This is a genomic window from Methylobacterium sp. C25 (assembly GCF_021352225.1).
Classification (GTDB): Bacteria; Pseudomonadota; Alphaproteobacteria; order Rhizobiales; family Beijerinckiaceae; genus Methylobacterium.
This window is the reverse complement of the sequence record NZ_JAAUVI010000002.1, coordinates 493179-507138: the sequence shown is the minus strand read 5'-3', so window position 1 is coordinate 507138 and position 13960 is coordinate 493179. Positions and strand designations below refer to the sequence as shown.

Annotated in this window: 10 protein-coding genes; 2 read left to right on the top strand and 8 right to left on the bottom strand. The window is 66.0% G+C overall.

Translation table 11 applies throughout. The features are described from left to right. Nucleotides 1–70: 70 nt before the first annotated feature. Together HCU64_RS08730 and mtnA are read right to left on the bottom strand one after the other, a co-directional pair. Nucleotides 71–364 (bottom strand): hypothetical protein, encoded by a 294-nt coding sequence (locus HCU64_RS08730; RefSeq protein WP_233383438.1) that lies wholly within the window; start codon nucleotides 362–364, stop codon nucleotides 71–73. A gap of 112 nt (nucleotides 365–476) precedes the next feature. Next, the gene (gene mtnA / locus HCU64_RS08725; RefSeq protein ID WP_233383437.1) at nucleotides 477–1574 is read right to left on the bottom strand and encodes an S-methyl-5-thioribose-1-phosphate isomerase; all 1098 of its coding nucleotides are present in this window, start codon (nucleotides 1572–1574) and stop codon (nucleotides 477–479) included. A gap of 175 nt (nucleotides 1575–1749) precedes the next feature. On the opposite strand from mtnA, the gene HCU64_RS08720 reads away from it, so the two are divergent. Further along, on the top strand, nucleotides 1750–2064 hold the full coding sequence (locus HCU64_RS08720) for a DUF2853 family protein (protein ID WP_233383436.1): 315 nt from the start codon (nucleotides 1750–1752) through the stop codon (nucleotides 2062–2064). Nucleotides 2065–2242: 178 nt separating this feature from the next. Further along, nucleotides 2243–3802, top strand: coding sequence for a serine hydrolase (locus HCU64_RS08715; RefSeq protein WP_233383435.1), 1560 nt, complete (start codon nucleotides 2243–2245; stop codon nucleotides 3800–3802). 91 nt (nucleotides 3803–3893) lie between these two features. Here the strand turns inward: HCU64_RS08715 and serA are convergent, their stop codons facing one another. The 6 genes from serA to HCU64_RS08685 all read right to left on the bottom strand — a co-directional run bounded on the left by serA (nucleotide 3894) and on the right by HCU64_RS08685 (nucleotide 13947). Further along, nucleotides 3894–5486, bottom strand: coding sequence for a phosphoglycerate dehydrogenase (serA, locus tag HCU64_RS08710; RefSeq protein WP_233383434.1), 1593 nt, complete (start codon nucleotides 5484–5486; stop codon nucleotides 3894–3896). A 201-nt stretch (nucleotides 5487–5687) separates the two neighbouring features. Then, entirely contained in the window at nucleotides 5688–6860 is a 1173-nt protein-coding gene (locus tag HCU64_RS08705; protein WP_233383433.1) for a phosphoserine transaminase, read from the bottom strand. Nucleotides 6861–7044: 184 nt separating this feature from the next. Continuing rightward, complete coding sequence (locus HCU64_RS08700) at nucleotides 7045–8910, bottom strand: response regulator (RefSeq protein WP_233383432.1); 1866 nt, start codon at nucleotides 8908–8910, stop codon at nucleotides 7045–7047. Then, on the bottom strand, nucleotides 8907–10631 hold the full coding sequence (locus tag HCU64_RS08695) for a response regulator (protein WP_233383431.1): 1725 nt from the start codon (nucleotides 10629–10631) through the stop codon (nucleotides 8907–8909). Before HCU64_RS08695 ends, HCU64_RS08700 begins: the two co-directional genes overlap by 4 nt. Next, a complete protein-coding gene (gene cheB, locus HCU64_RS08690; RefSeq protein ID WP_233383666.1) occupies nucleotides 10628–11680 on the bottom strand; it encodes a chemotaxis-specific protein-glutamate methyltransferase CheB in 1053 nt (350 codons plus the stop codon). The genes HCU64_RS08695 and cheB overlap by 4 nt, the downstream gene beginning before the upstream one ends. Before the next feature lie 29 nt (nucleotides 11681–11709). Beyond that, nucleotides 11710–13947: a hybrid sensor histidine kinase/response regulator gene (locus HCU64_RS08685; RefSeq protein WP_233383430.1), complete on the bottom strand. Its 2238-nt coding sequence runs from the start codon at nucleotides 13945–13947 to the stop codon at nucleotides 11710–11712. Between the last annotated feature and the right edge of the window lie 13 nt (nucleotides 13948–13960).

The window sequence follows — 13960 nt, the reverse complement described above, 5'->3', positions numbered from 1 at the left end:
GGCCTGGAGGGCTACGATGTCTACGTCGCCCGAGCGCGCCACCGTCTGATCCCGGCCTTCTGGTACCCGATCAAGTGCTTGCGAAGGCTATCAGACCCGCCACTGCGAGCATTACGCCAAATAGCGAGAGCGCTACACCGGACCACCAGCCGCGCCAGGCGCAAAGCATGGCCGGCAGGACGAAGACCACCATCAGCACTGTTGTGACGCCGGCAAGATCCAGGGTTAGGGAGCGCCCGGCAGGACTCGATTTAACCAGCATCGCCGCGACGAGGCTGATCAGCCAGATGCTCCCGGCGACCGATCCGAAGGTGAGGGTGGCCGACCGGGCACTTGCCCGGCCGCGTGGTGTCAGGATGTGCATCGTCGGCACCGTCCGCAGTGGAGGCCGACTCTGGAGCCGGCGTTGCCGCGGTGATGGCAAACGACGGGCACGATGAATGTGATCTATCGCACCGAACTTAGACGAGACCTGATCAGGCCGCTCGCCGGCGCTCCGGATACAGGCTTAGCAGTCCTTCCGCGCTCGGCTCTGCCACACCGCGCTCGGTGATGATCCCGGTAACGAGCCTTGCCGGGGTCACGTCGAAGGCAGGGTTGGCCACGGGGCTGCCCGGCGAAACCACCTGCACGGTTGCGAAGTCGCCTTCGTCGGTACGGCCGATGAGATGCGTGACCTCGCGGCCGTCCCGCTCCTCGATCGGGATCTCTTCGACGCCGTCATTCAGAGTCCAGTCAATCGTCGAGAAGGGCAGGGCGGCATAGAACGGCACGTGATTGTCGTGTGCGGAGAGTGCTTTCAGGTAGGTACCGATCTTGTTGCAGACATCTCCGCTCGCCGTTGTGCGATCCGAGCCGACGATGCAGATGTCGACCTGATCGTGCTGCATGAGGTGGCCGCCCGCATTATCGGCGATGACTGTATGCGGCACGCCGTGGGCATTGAGCTCGAAGGCGGTCAGCGCAGCGCCCTGGTTGCGGGGCCGGGTCTCGTCTACCCAAACGTGGACCGGAACGCCGGCATCATGCGCCACGTAGATCGGCGCCAGCGCGGTGCCCCAGTCAACGGTCGCAAGCCAGCCGGCATTGCAATGGGTCAGCACGTTCACCGGGCCGCTCTTGCGTTCGGCGATCTCGGAGAGGATGCGGGCACCGTGCTCGCCGATGGAGCGGCAGTTCGCGACGTCCTCGTCGGCGATTCGGGCGGCTTCGGTGAAGGCCAGGGCTTCGCGCTCAGCCGGAGGTGCCGCGCGCAGCAGCGTCGCCGCCCGATCGAGGGCCCAGCGCAGGTTGATCGCAGTCGGGCGGGTTGCGGCGAGCGCTTTGACCGCTCGCTCGATGCTCTCGGACGAGGAATCCTCGCGCATGGCCAGAGCCAGCCCGTAGGCGGCGGTGACACCGATGAGTGGCGCTCCGCGCACCACCATGGTGCGGATCGCCCGCGCGGCATCGTCTACGGTAGCTAGGCGCTGCAACTCGAAGGCGAAGGGCAGGCGGGTCTGGTCGATCACCTGGACGGTGCTGCCATCGGCATCAGGGAAGATGGTGCGGTAGTGCCGGCCGTTGATCTTCATGCCTCGATACACCTTGCGCTATTTACGGTGGAGCGGCGTTACCGCGACCGATCCGTGCCCTATGATACTGTTCAGCCGCCCGCTTGACTGTGGACGGTCACGCATACCCGTGCCGCTTTACGTCAAATTGCGGCATTCTGCTGATGACCACCAACGGTCGAAGGGGAGTTTCGCCATGTCGGATCATCTCGAGGACGTGAAGAAATACGCCAAGGCACCTGTCAACGAGAAGGCGGTCGAAGGCCTCGCCAAGACCTATCGTCTCGTCCTGTCGAAAGCCGATTCCCGCTATGTCGCAGCCTCCGACAAGGCGGAACTGGAGACGGTGCGCAAGAACTTCCTGGAGAAAAAACTCGGCCTGTCCGGCCCGGACCTCGATGCTTCGATCAAGGCCGTCGCGGAGAAGATGAAGGGCTCGCGCAGCAAGTCGCGGCTGACCTTCTATTACCTTCTCGCCGAGCATCACGGGAAGCTCGATACCTTCGCTTGAAGGACCCAAGTCGTTTCGGCGACGATGGGAAACTCAGCGAGGCAGTCCATCGAGCCGTCGGCGTCGGATGAGGCTGCTTCGCATGGAGCCGTCGGCCTCATGCCGGCAACATCGATTGTTAAGGCCGGTGCACAGCCCCGCTCTGACTGCGGCCGACCGAGATCGAAGCGGTGGTGCGATGTCGCGATCTCGTTCGAGCAGAGGCTTCAAGTTTGCATGCCTTCTGCTCGGCTTTGCAGTCATAGAAGCGCGTGCTGCAGCAGCGCAGACCGTCACGCAGGCTCAGATCGAGTTGGCGTTGCCGAAACTCGAAGCGTTGGCGAGGCAGGTCATCGATGCTGGCCTCGTCCCGGGACTCGCAATTGCGGTGGCGTTCGAGGACCGAACGCTCTTCCTGAAGGGTTTCGGCCGCAGGGAAGTGGGCAAACCCGATCTCGTCGACGCCGAGACGGTCTTTCAGATCGCTTCCCTGTCGAAGCCGATTTCCGCAACTGTGGTGGCGGCTCTGGTGAGCGAAGGCGTGGTCGGTTGGGACTCGCGCGTTTCGGATCTCGATCCTGGGTTTCAGCTCCACGACGCCTATCCGACCTCCCAGGTGACCGTGCGGGATCTGTTCAATCACCGCAGCGGCCTACCGGGCATCGCCGGGAACGATCTCGAAGATATCGGTTACGCCCAGGCCGAGATCCTGCACCGATTGCGCCTCGTCCCACCGTCATCCAGCTTCCGCGCAGGCTATTCCTACAGCAACTTCGGCCTGACGGAGGGTGCCGTCGCCGCCGCGAAGCCGACTGGCAAACCCTGGGACATTGTGGCCCGGGAGAAGCTCTTTGGCCCGCTCGGCATGGCCTCCACGAGTACGACCCACGCGGACTTCCTGACACGCACCAATCGAGCCGCTTTGCACGTCCGAGCCGCGGGGGCATGGGTTGCGCGGGTCCAGCGCAATCCAGATCCGCAGGCGCCGGCCGGAGGCATCAGCGCCAACGCGCGTGATCTCGCCCAGTGGCTGCAACTCGAAATCGGCAACGGACGCTTCGATGGCAAGCAACTCATCGCCGCGTCTGCGCTTGACGATACCCATGTGCCGTTGACGTCACGAGGTACCAATCCCGTCAGCGGAGGCGCCTCGTTCTACGGGCTGGGCTGGAACGTCGAATTCGGCCGCCATGGGCTCACTTGGGGCCATGCCGGCGCCTTCAGTGTCGGAGCGCAAACGCTGGTCTCGATCCATCCGAAGCCGAGGTTCGGCATCGTTCTCCTGACGAACGCCTTTCCGTCGGGCGTGCCGGAGGGATTGGCGGACAGCTTCGCCGACCTCGTCTTCGACGGGACGGTGGGCCGGGATTGGGTGAAGGATTGGGGCGACGTGTACACGGCCATGTTCGGGCCAGCGATCGCCGAGGCCAAGGCCACGTACGCCCAGCCTCCGGCCGGCGCGACGGCATCCCTGACGCTCGCATCCTATAGCGGCCGGTACGCCAATGCTTTCGTCGGGCAAGCGATCGTGGCCGAGGTGAACGGTGGCCTGACGCTGACGATCGGGCCCGATGGTGCGCGCACCTATCCGCTGCGCCATTTCGATCGGGATCTGTTCCTCGCCTTTCCGGATGCGGAGGCTCCAAACCGACCGTCCGCGATCCGCTTCACCATCGGCAGCGATGGCAACGCCAGCGCGATGACCGTGGAAGCGATGAACGCCTATGGTCTCGGTACGCTCGATCGTCAGAAGGAATAGTCTTCGCGCGGAAGCGCGGCCGTCAATGACGGCAGACACCCGGCTCAGGCGAGCCGAGTGTCCTTGGCGACTGATCGGTCTGGCCGCGGCTTCAGAAGTTGACCGGCCGTACCCGCTTCACCTGTGGGATCGCCTCGATGCGGCGCAGAACGTCTCCCGGCACCGGAGCGTCCACGGCGACGAAAGCGATGGCGTTCCCGCCTTCCACATCGCGGCCGAGGCTGAACGTGCCGATGTTGACGCCAGCCTCGCCGAGTACGCTGCCGAACGCGCCGATGAAGCCCGGCCGGTCATGATTGCGCACGTAGAGCATGTGCGGGGCGAGTGCGGCGTCCATTTCGATGCTGCGGATCTCGACGATGCGCGGCTTACCGTCGTGGAAAACAGTGCCAGCAGCATCCCGCGGCATGTCCTCGGCGTCGACCGTGATGCGGATGAGCGATTCGTAATCGCTGACACCGCCCTCTCGCTTCACCTCGTCGATGACGATGCCACGATCCTTCGCGATGACCGGCGCGGAGACCATGTTCACGTCCTGCAGGAACGGCCGCAACACGCCTGTCACGGCGGCGGAGGTGAGCGCGCGGGTGTTCATGTCGGCGACCGCGCCCTCGTACGTGATGCGGATGCCCTTGATCGGCGCTTCGGTGAGCTGGCCGAGGAACGAGCCGAGCTTTTCGGCGAGGGCCACGAAGGGCTTGAGGCGCGGTGCTTCCTCCGCCGAGATTGACGGGAAGTTGACCGCATTGGAGATGGCGCCGGAGAGCAGGTAGTCCGACATCTGCTCGGCGACCTGTAGCGCCACGTTTTCCTGCGCCTCAGAGGTCGAGGCGCCGAGATGCGGCGTGCAGATGACGTTCGGGTGCCCGAAGAGCGGGTTCTCCGTCGCCGGCTCCGTCACGAACACGTCGAAGGCCGCACCGGCAACGTGGCCGGAGTCGAGGGCTGCGCGCAAGGCCTGCTCGTCGACGAGTCCGCCACGGGCGCAGTTGACGATCCGCACGCCGCGCTTCGTCTTGGCAAGGTTTTCCTCCGAGAGGACGTTGCGGGTCTTGTCCGTCATCGGCACGTGCAGCGTGATGATGTCGGCCCGCGCGAGCAGTTGGTCGAGCTCGACCTTCTCGACGCCGAGGGCTAGCGCCCGCTCGGGGGACAGGAAGGGATCGTAGGCGATCACCTTCAGCTTCAGGCCGATGGCCCGCTCGGCGACGTTCGCGCCGATATTGCCGCAGCCGATGACGCCGAGTGTCTTGGCCGTCAGCTCGATACCCATGAAGCGGTTCTTCTCCCACTTGCCGGCCTGGGTGGAGACGTCTGCCTGCGGGATCTGGCGGGCCAGCGCGAACATCATGGCGATGGCGTGTTCGGCGGTGGTGATCGAGTTGCCGAACGGCGTGTTCATCACGATCACGCCCTTGGCGGTCGCCGCCGGAACGTCGACATTGTCGACGCCGATGCCGGCACGGCCGATCACCTTGAGGTTCTTCGCCTCGGCGAGGAGCTTGGCCGTCGCCTTGGTGTTCGAGCGGATGGCGAGGCCGTCATAGTTGGCGATGATGGCGGCGAGGCCTTCCTTGTCCTTGCCGAGGTTCGGCTGGAAATCGACCTCGATGCCCCGATCACGGAAGATCTGGACGGCGGCTTCCGATAGGGCGTCGGAAATCAGAACTTTGGGAGCGGGCATGATGGCCTCCGGCTCGAAGGGAAAGGGGATGTAGCGAGACGCACCCGCGCGAACCCTCTCCCCTCCGCGGGAGAGGGTGGCCCTCGCGTCAGCGAGGGTCGGGAGAGGGGTGCGACATTTCCGGAGAGGGCGCTCCCCTCTCCCGCCTCGCATCCGCGAGGCACCCTCTCCCGCAGAGGGGAGAGGGTTGAGCACGTCGAGCTATGCCGCAGCGGCAGCCAAAGCCTTCTTCTCTTCGAAGAACGCCCAGTCGAGCCACGGCGTCAGCGCCTCGAGGTCGGAGGCCTCGACGGTCGCACCGCACCAGATGCGCAGGCCGGGAGGCGCATCCCGGTAGGCGCCGAGATCGTAGGCGACGCCTTCCTTGTCGAGCCGGTCGACGATGCCCTTGGCGACCTTCGCCACCACCGCATCACCCTGGGCGAGAACCTCGGGGTCGGAGATCACGAGGCAGACGCCCGTGTTGGTGTAGGTCGCCGGGTCCATGGCGAGGTGGCCGATCCAAGGGGTCCGGGCGACCCAGTCGTGGAGCACCTTGGCGTTGGCGTCGGCGCGCGCATGCAGCGCGTCGAGCCCGCCGATCGACTGGCCCCATCTCAGCGTGTCGAGATAGTCCTCGACCGCGAGCATCGAGGGCGTGTTGATGGTGTCGCCCTGGAAGATGCCTTCGATCAGCTTTCCGCCCTTGGTCATGCGGAAGATCTTCGGCAGCGGCCAAGCCGGAACGTGGCTCTCGATGCGCGCCACGGCGCGGGGCGAGAGGATCAGCATGCCGTGCGCGGCCTCGCCGCCCATCACCTTCTGCCAGGAATAGGTGACGACATCGAGCTTGTCCCACGGCAGTGGCATCGCGAAAGCTGCGGAGGTGGCGTCGCAGATCGTGACGCCCTCGCGGTCGTCGGCGATCCAGTCGCTGTGCGGGATGCGCACGCCGGCCGTGGTGCCGTTCCAGGTGAAGACGATGTCGTTGTGCCGCGTATCGATCGCGTCGAGGGCCGGCAGAACGCCGTGCTCCGTCGTGCGCACGATCGGGTCGATCTTGAGCTGCTTGAGCGTGTCGGTGACCCACTCGGCCCCGAAGGAATCCCAGGCCATGACCTCGACCGGCTTCGGGCCGAGCATCGACCACATCGCCATTTCCATGGCGCCGGTATCCGAGGCGGGCACGATGCCGATGCGGTAATCGGCCGGCACGCGCAGAACCTCGCGCGTCAGCTCGATGGCCTCGCGGAGCTTGGCCTTGCCGGGAGCGGATCTGTGGGAGCGCCCGAGGGCGGCGCCGTCTAGCGCGGCGAGTGTCCAGCCAGGGCGCTTGGCCGTAGGTCCAGACGAGAAATTAGGCACGCGCGGGCGCGTGTTGGGCCGATCTATCATGTCAATCCATCCTTACAGATGGGCGCCTCCCGTTGGGGGGAGGTGTCCCGCTGGCGGGGATGATCGAGTTCTTGCTGAAAAGCAAGATGGGCCTTCAAATATTCGGCGGCTGTGCCGCCGAGCGCGCCACGGCTGTTCCCTGCAGTCGCCCCTGTTACTGGCGGACCGTACAGCGTCCTCGCGGTCAGGCGGACAGCAATGTCGAGACGCAGCGCGCGAGGTCGGCCGAGTCGAACGGCTTTGCCAGGACGGGCAGATCATCCGGGATCGGCATCGCCTCGGCATGCCCGGTCAGGATCAACACCGGGATGTCAGAGAAGCGCTGGCGGACCTCCGCCGCGAACTCGATCCCGCTCATGCCTGGCATAGCCAGGTCAGCGACGACCAAGTCAAACTCGGCGCGTTCCATCATCGCAAGCGCTGAGGCGCCGTCCGACGCCTCCGTCTCGTCGTAGCCGAACCCGCTGAGGAACGAAGCGGTGACATGCCGAACGTCCTCGTCGTCGTCGACCACCAAAATGCGAGCGGGGCCGGCCGCCAGGGCTGGACCACCGCCGGCCGCCGCGGCAACGTCGCCCGTTGCTGGCTCGCCCGATTGCGGCAACGCCAGTTCGACCCGAGTGCCGATTCCAACCTCGCTGGTGATCCGCAGAAGGCCCTTCGCCTGCTGCGCGAGGCCGAAAACCATGGCGAGGCCGAGCCCGGTCCCTTGGCCCACGGCCTTGGTGGTGAAAAACGGCTCGCAAACCCGCTCCAGCAACTCCGGCGGAATACCCGTCCCCTCATCTGCAACCGTGAGAATCGCGTAGTCGCCGTCCCGAAGATCCGTATCTCCCCGGATCGACTCGGCGCGTGTCGTGAGGGTGATCGTGCCTCCATCCGGCATTGCGTCGCGGGCGTTGATGCAGAGGTTCAGGATCGCGAGTTCAAGCTGATCGGGGTCGACACAGGCTTGAGGTAGACCCGCCTGCAGACTCGTTCTGACGCTGACGAGACCGCCGAGGCTCCGCCCGAACAGATCGCTCATCCCCTCGATCAGCGCGTTCACGTCCACATTGCGCAGGCGCAATTCGCCCGACCGGCTGAAACTGAGCAGCCGCTTTGTCAGGGCCGAGCCACGCTGGGCCGCACCTGTGGCGTTGTCGATCAGCCGTTTGACACGCGGCTGATCTGCGATTTTTGGGCCGGCCAGTTCCAGGCTGCCGAGGATCGCGGTGAGCAAGTTGTTGAAATCGTGAGCGATCCCGCCGGCCAGGGTACCCAGCGCCTGCATCTTGTCGGACTGGCGCAGCCGTGCCTCCAACACCTTCTGCTCGGTGATGTCTCGCTCGATCGTCGCCAAATGCTCGACCGCCCCGGAATTTCCGCGGATCGGCACGCGCGTGATGTTCGACCAGCGCTCGACCCCGACGGGACCCTCCGACACGATTACTTCGGACGGTGCTGCGCTCGCGATGGCCGCGGCGTCCGCGCGCTCGACGGCCTTCCCGCTCGCCTCGTCGCGAAACTCCCGCTCCGGATAGCCGATGCAGTCCGCGGCCTCCTGCCCGAGCTGCGCGGCCTTGAGGGCATTGAGCCGAACGAGCCGGCCCTCGGCATCCTTGAACGAGATCGCGTCCCCGGAATGGTTGAGGAGCCCGCGTAAGAGCGCTCGCTCGGTTGCGAGATCCCGGGCGAGGCGATGACGCTCGTAGGCGTTGCGCACCGTGGCACGCAGCAGGACGGCATCCCAGGGCTTCGTCACGTAGCCGATGATGCCGCCCTTGTTCAGGGCGGCGATCACCGCCGACATGTCGGCGTAGCCGCTGAGCAGGATCGCCTGCGCATCGTGGAAGGCGCGCGCCTCTGCCAGAAGCGCGTCGCCGGTCATGCCCGGCATGCGCTGATCCGAGATAATCACTGCGAGATCCGGTTCGGCGCGAAGCAAGTCCAGCGCGTCGCTCGGCTTTGAGCAGGTCAGGACTCGGTACTCGTCCTCGAAGAGATCTTCGATGGCGACCAGGATGTCCGGCTCGTCATCAACGGCCAGGATCGTGCCCTTAAGGCTCATGCCCGTTCCGCCTGCCGTGGAATGCCGATCACGAAGCAGGCTCCGCCTCCCTGGGCCACCTCCACGCTGAGGGTGCCGCTATGCGCTTGTACGACCGAGTACGCAATCGCCAGGCCTAGTCCCGTCCCCGAGCCTACGGGCTTCGTCGTGAAGAACGGCTCGAAGATCCGCTCACGCAACTCCTCTGGGATGCCGGGGCCGGTATCGCTGATCCGGATCAAGTCCGTGTCTGGCTCGGCAACGGTTGAGACCGAGATGGTCCCCTCGCCGGGAATCGCATCGGCGGCATTGCCGAGGATGTTCATCACCACCTGGTTCAGCAGCGCCGGCGTGCAGTGCATCTGTTGGCGCCCGGAGAAATCGCACGTCACGGTGATGCGGTCGCCAAGCTTGTGCTGAAGCAACGCCAGCACAGTCTCGATGGCCTCAGGCACATCGACGAGCGCGCGCTCTCCTTCGTCGAGCCGCGAGAACTTGCGCAGGTTCAATACGAGATCCTGGATTCGGGTGAGCCCGATCCGCATGGAGCCGACGCGGTCGCGCGCCTTGGCTAGGGCGCGCCGGCCAGTGTCACCGCTCGGCTCCGGCACCTCCCCAAGCACGCGTTCCACTGTGCCCTGGTGAGCCAGGATGAAAGCCAACGGGTTGTTGATCTCATGGGCGATCCCGGCGACGAGTTCGCCGAGAGAGGCCATTTTGGCAGCCTGGACGAGCTTGGCCTGCGCGTCGGTGAGCCGGCGGTTGGCGTCTGCGAGATCGCGGTTGGCCTGTTCCAGCGCATCGGCAAGCGCCGCGCGCGCTTCTGCCGCCTCCGCTTCGGCACGCGCACGTTCCAAAGCTCGCTCGCGTGCGCCAAAGGCGCCCGATACCCGCTGGTTATCCTCTTCCAGCAAACGGCGACGTACGAGCCCGCGCACACGCATGGCCAGGAGTTCGCCATCCGTTTTGACGACGATGTCGTCGGCACCTGCCGAGAAGGCTTCGACAAGCAGTTCCTTGTCAGGAGCATTCCCGGCGACGCAAACGAGATGGAAGGCTTGATGGCCGCTGGCATCGGACGCCGCGTGACGGCGCTCGGCGATCTCACGACAGAGCGCGCGGCCATCGTAGGTGTGGCCGTTCAGATCGACGGTGACGCAGTCGAAGGCTGCACCCGGTGTGTCGAGGGCGATTAGTGCCGCCTCGCGGCTCGCGGCGGTCTCGACGGCGTGGCCGTCCTGGCTGAGGAGGCCGGCGAAAAAAGTACGGTAGGTTGCGCTGCCGTCGATGACGAGGATGCGCCCGCGCCGAAACGCCGAGCCGCCGGCCGCTTCGGAATGAACGCTCGCCTTGCGCTCGCGCAGCAGCGCTCGGATCCGTAGGACCAAGAGATCCCGGTCGGTCGACTTCGCAATATAGGCGTCGGCTCCGCTCTCTAGCCCCTGGCGCTCGCCATCCTGGGCGCCCGTCAGCATCAGCACTGGCAGCGCGCGGGTGCGCAGAGACAGGCGCATCTGCCGAGTGAACTCGTCTCCGTTCATGCCAGGCAGGTGGTAATCGGCGACCACGAGATCAGGCAGGCCCTCATTGAGTCGTTCGAGTGCCGCTTCCGCCGTCGCACAGCGCTCGACAGCAAAGCCGTTCGCTTCGAGCAATAGCCGAAGTTCGAGCGCCTGCGTCTCCGAATCCTCGACGAGGAGGAGATGCGCCGGCGCTTTCGCCGCGGTCACCGCGGCGCTCATGGCCCAGCCTCGGACAGAGAGAGCCGCAGGACCTGCTGCGCGATCTCGTCGAGGGGCAGCACGCTGCCGGCGGCGGAGAGACGCACTGCCGCTGCCGGCATGCCATAGACGACAGCGGTACTCTCGTGCTCGGCAATGGTCGGAGCTCCAGCCCGGTGCATGTCGAGGAGGCCGAGCGCGCCATCCTCGCCCATCCCCGTCAGCAAAATCCCGAGACCTCGCGCGCCGGCCTGACGCGCGACGGATCGGAACAGCACAGTCGCAGCCGGGCGCTGACCTCCCACGGGCGCACTTTCCAGAACACGGAGTGACCGGCCGGCCGCGAGCTCGAGGTGCCGGTCGCCCGGTGCCACGTAGACGCGCGACGGCGCGAGGCGCTCCCCGTCTTCAGCGATCGCGACCGGCAAGGAGACAACACCATCGAGCCACGCGGCGAAGCCATCCATGAAAGCCGCGCCCATATGCTGGACAAGCAGGATCGGCAGAGGAAAGTCTGCCGGTAGTGAGCCGATAACCTTGGCGAGGGCAGGGGGGCCACCCGTCGAGGCAGCGATGGCCAACACGGTCGGCCGCGTCTCCAACGACGGCGTGGGCGGTATGCGGGACGCCAGATCGTGGGCCCGCTTCGACCAGCCCGAACCGATGGGGCGCCGCCGAATGACCGGGACGGCGGCCATGATACGCAGCTGCGTGCAGATCTCCCCGGCAACCGACTCGTAGCCCGCATTGGTCGTGGCGACCGGCTTCTCGACGACGGACAGAGCCCCGGCACGCAGGGCATTCATCGAGATCTTCAACGACGAATCCTCGACCGCGTCCGCCACCACGACGATCGGTGTCGGGCACTCCGCCATGATGCGGCGCGTCGTCTCCAAGCCGTCAATGCCCGGAAGGCGGATATCCATCGAGATGACGTCGGGCCGTACCGTCTCGATTGCCGAGAGCGCTTCTTCGCCGGATGCGACGGCCGCGGCGAGCGTCAGCCGCGGGTCGCGGGCCACGATGTGCGTCAACAGTGTGCGGACGACGAGGGAGTCCTCGACCAGCATCACCCTGACCGGGCCACCTACGCCTGTACTCACAGCAACTGGCCGACCGTTTCCAAAAGTTCGCGCTGATCGAACTTCTGCTTGGTGAGGTAGGCGTCGGCCCCGAGTTCGAGCCCGCGTGCGACATCCTCGGAGGCGCCGCGCGACGTCATCAGGATGACCGGCAGCGTAGCGAACTCGGCCTCCGCGCGAAGTGCCTTGAGCAGGCCGAACCCATCAAGGCGCGGCATCTCGACGTCGGCCAGGACGAGATCGACGGGCTCGATCTCCGCACGCAGGCGATCGAGCGCATCCTGCCCGTCGACGCAGACGACCACGCGGTACCCGGCCGCTTCCAAGATGCTCTTCTCCAGGGTGCGTGTGGTGATGGAGTCGTCAACGACCAAAATCGTCGAACGTCGCCGCTCCGGCATCGTTCCGTGGTCGGCAACGTATGCTTTCATACCAGATGCGCGTTGCCGCAACCCCGGATTCTCAGCTCTTTCGATCAACCCTTCGGGATTCAGGACGAGAACTGGCGTTTCGCTGCCAAGCACGATCGTCCCCACGATCAGACCAGGATCGGCGCCGATGGCGGGGGGCGGGAGGACGAGCAGAGTACGGACGTCCTGAAGCGCGTTGACCTGCAGAAGGCAGCGCCGGCCGCTGCAGCGGAGCAGAATGACCTGTCCCGAGCCATGGGAGTTGTCCTCTTGCGAAGCAGGACTCACCAGATCCCCAAGTCTGGCAATCGGCAGCGTGAGCACGCTTTCCTTGCCGCCTTCTTGGACTTGAATCCGGCCGACCGGTCGGCCGGCAACAGTGTCGACGTCGTTCGTCCAATCCAGACGGATCAGGCGCTCCGCCGCCGCGCTCGGCAGGGCATAGGTGGCTCCGCCATCCTCGACCAGCAGCAGCGGTCGGCGCGCTGCGGAGAGCGGTAGATTGACGACGAGCGACGCCCCGTATGGCGCGCGACCCGACAGCCGTACGCTGCCACGAAGCCTGCGGACGGCGTCTGCCACCACCGCGAGGCCGATCCCCCGTCCCGAGAGCGTGTCGACGCCCTGGGCAGTCGAGAAACCGGGCTCGAACACGAAGGCGAGCAGCCGCTCCGGATCGGCGATCTCGCTCTGGCCGAGTAGGCCGCGTTCGCGCGCCCGCGACTCAATTGCAGGCAGGTCGGGGCCCCGCCCGTCATCGTGCACGCCGATGACCAACCGGCTGCCGCGCGCCTCGACCTCGAACAGGATCGACAACGCGTCCGGCTTTCCTGCCTCGCGGCGTTCTTGTGCGGACTCGGCACCATGTCCGATGGCGTTCCTCAGAATATGCAGCACCGGGTCGCGCAGGGCCTGCAGCATGCCGCGATCAACGGGTAGGTCGAGCCCTCGCACGGTCACCTCGACCTCGCCGCCCTCCTCTCGGGCCATTTCGCGCAGAGATCGCGCGAAGCCGCCGAAGGCCGTTTCGGCCGGCACCAGGGCCAGACGCTCTGCTTCTTCGCGGACGCGGGCCGAGGCAGTGTCGATTGCCGCGGCGGCGGAGCGATGCCGGCGGCCGAGGTCCAGCGCGTCCCGCATGATCGCGCTCAAGGCCGAATCCAACTCTCCGAGATCGGCGCGGCAGCGCTCGGAATCGGGCGCCGGGCCGCCGGAGCGCATAGCCTCAACGAGCTTGCGCAAACTCGTGGCGTTCGCAGCGAGGCCGGCGAGGCCTTCGCCGATGGCGCCCTGTCCGGATAAAGCGTTGGCGAGCCCGTGCGTCGCCGCGGTTAGCGCTTCGACGGCCGCCGACGGCACGCGTAACATCGACTGCCGTGCAGGATCGGGTGACGGTTCCGGCGTGGTGTCGGTCCGCTCGGTAGAGGACGGTGCCATCCCCCCGTGCGGCACGGCGGGTGCGAGATCCTGCGAGGCTGGCGACAGGCAACGGTCGAGAACAGCGAGCGCATCAGGCGGCATCACGGGCGCGCCGTCCTTCATGCCCGCGACGAAGGCCTCGACGCGATCGAGTGCAAGATGGATTGCCGCGAGTACATCGCGATCGAGGCTGCGGTCGCCACCCTTGATCCGCTCGAAAAGCGTTTCCAGGCGATGGGCCACCGCCTCGACCGGCGGGAGGTCGACAGCGCGGGAAGCGCCCTTGAGGCTGTGGGCACGTCGAAAGATATCGTTCCAGTCCACCTGCCTGTTCTCGGCCGCGGCTGCGAGCCCCGAGCGGATCGCGTCGAGATGCTCGCGATGCTCGGCCTCGAAGGCGGCGAGGAGTTGCTGGCGAATGTCCATTCTTCGAATGCGC

What these genes read in the sequence shown, in the direction of transcription:
- HCU64_RS08730 (WP_233383438.1), bottom strand. Translation starts at nt 364, where the DNA reads ATGCACATCCTGACACCACGCGGCCGGGCAAGTGCCCGGTCGGCCACC.
- mtnA (WP_233383437.1), bottom strand. Translation starts at nt 1,574, where the DNA reads ATGAAGATCAACGGCCGGCACTACCGCACCATCTTCCCTGATGCCGAT.
- HCU64_RS08720 (WP_233383436.1), top strand. Translation starts at nt 1,750, where the DNA reads ATGTCGGATCATCTCGAGGACGTGAAGAAATACGCCAAGGCACCTGTC.
- HCU64_RS08715 (WP_233383435.1), top strand. Translation starts at nt 2,243, where the DNA reads ATGTCGCGATCTCGTTCGAGCAGAGGCTTCAAGTTTGCATGCCTTCTG.
- serA (WP_233383434.1), bottom strand. Translation starts at nt 5,486, where the DNA reads ATGCCCGCTCCCAAAGTTCTGATTTCCGACGCCCTATCGGAAGCCGCC.
- HCU64_RS08705 (WP_233383433.1), bottom strand. Translation starts at nt 6,860, where the DNA reads ATGATAGATCGGCCCAACACGCGCCCGCGCGTGCCTAATTTCTCGTCT.
- HCU64_RS08700 (WP_233383432.1), bottom strand. Translation starts at nt 8,910, where the DNA reads ATGAGCCTTAAGGGCACGATCCTGGCCGTTGATGACGAGCCGGACATC.
- HCU64_RS08695 (WP_233383431.1), bottom strand. Translation starts at nt 10,631, where the DNA reads ATGAGCGCCGCGGTGACCGCGGCGAAAGCGCCGGCGCATCTCCTCCTC.
- cheB (WP_233383666.1), bottom strand. Translation starts at nt 11,680, where the DNA reads ATGCTGGTCGAGGACTCCCTCGTCGTCCGCACACTGTTGACGCACATC.
- HCU64_RS08685 (WP_233383430.1), bottom strand. Translation starts at nt 13,947, where the DNA reads ATGGACATTCGCCAGCAACTCCTCGCCGCCTTCGAGGCCGAGCATCGC.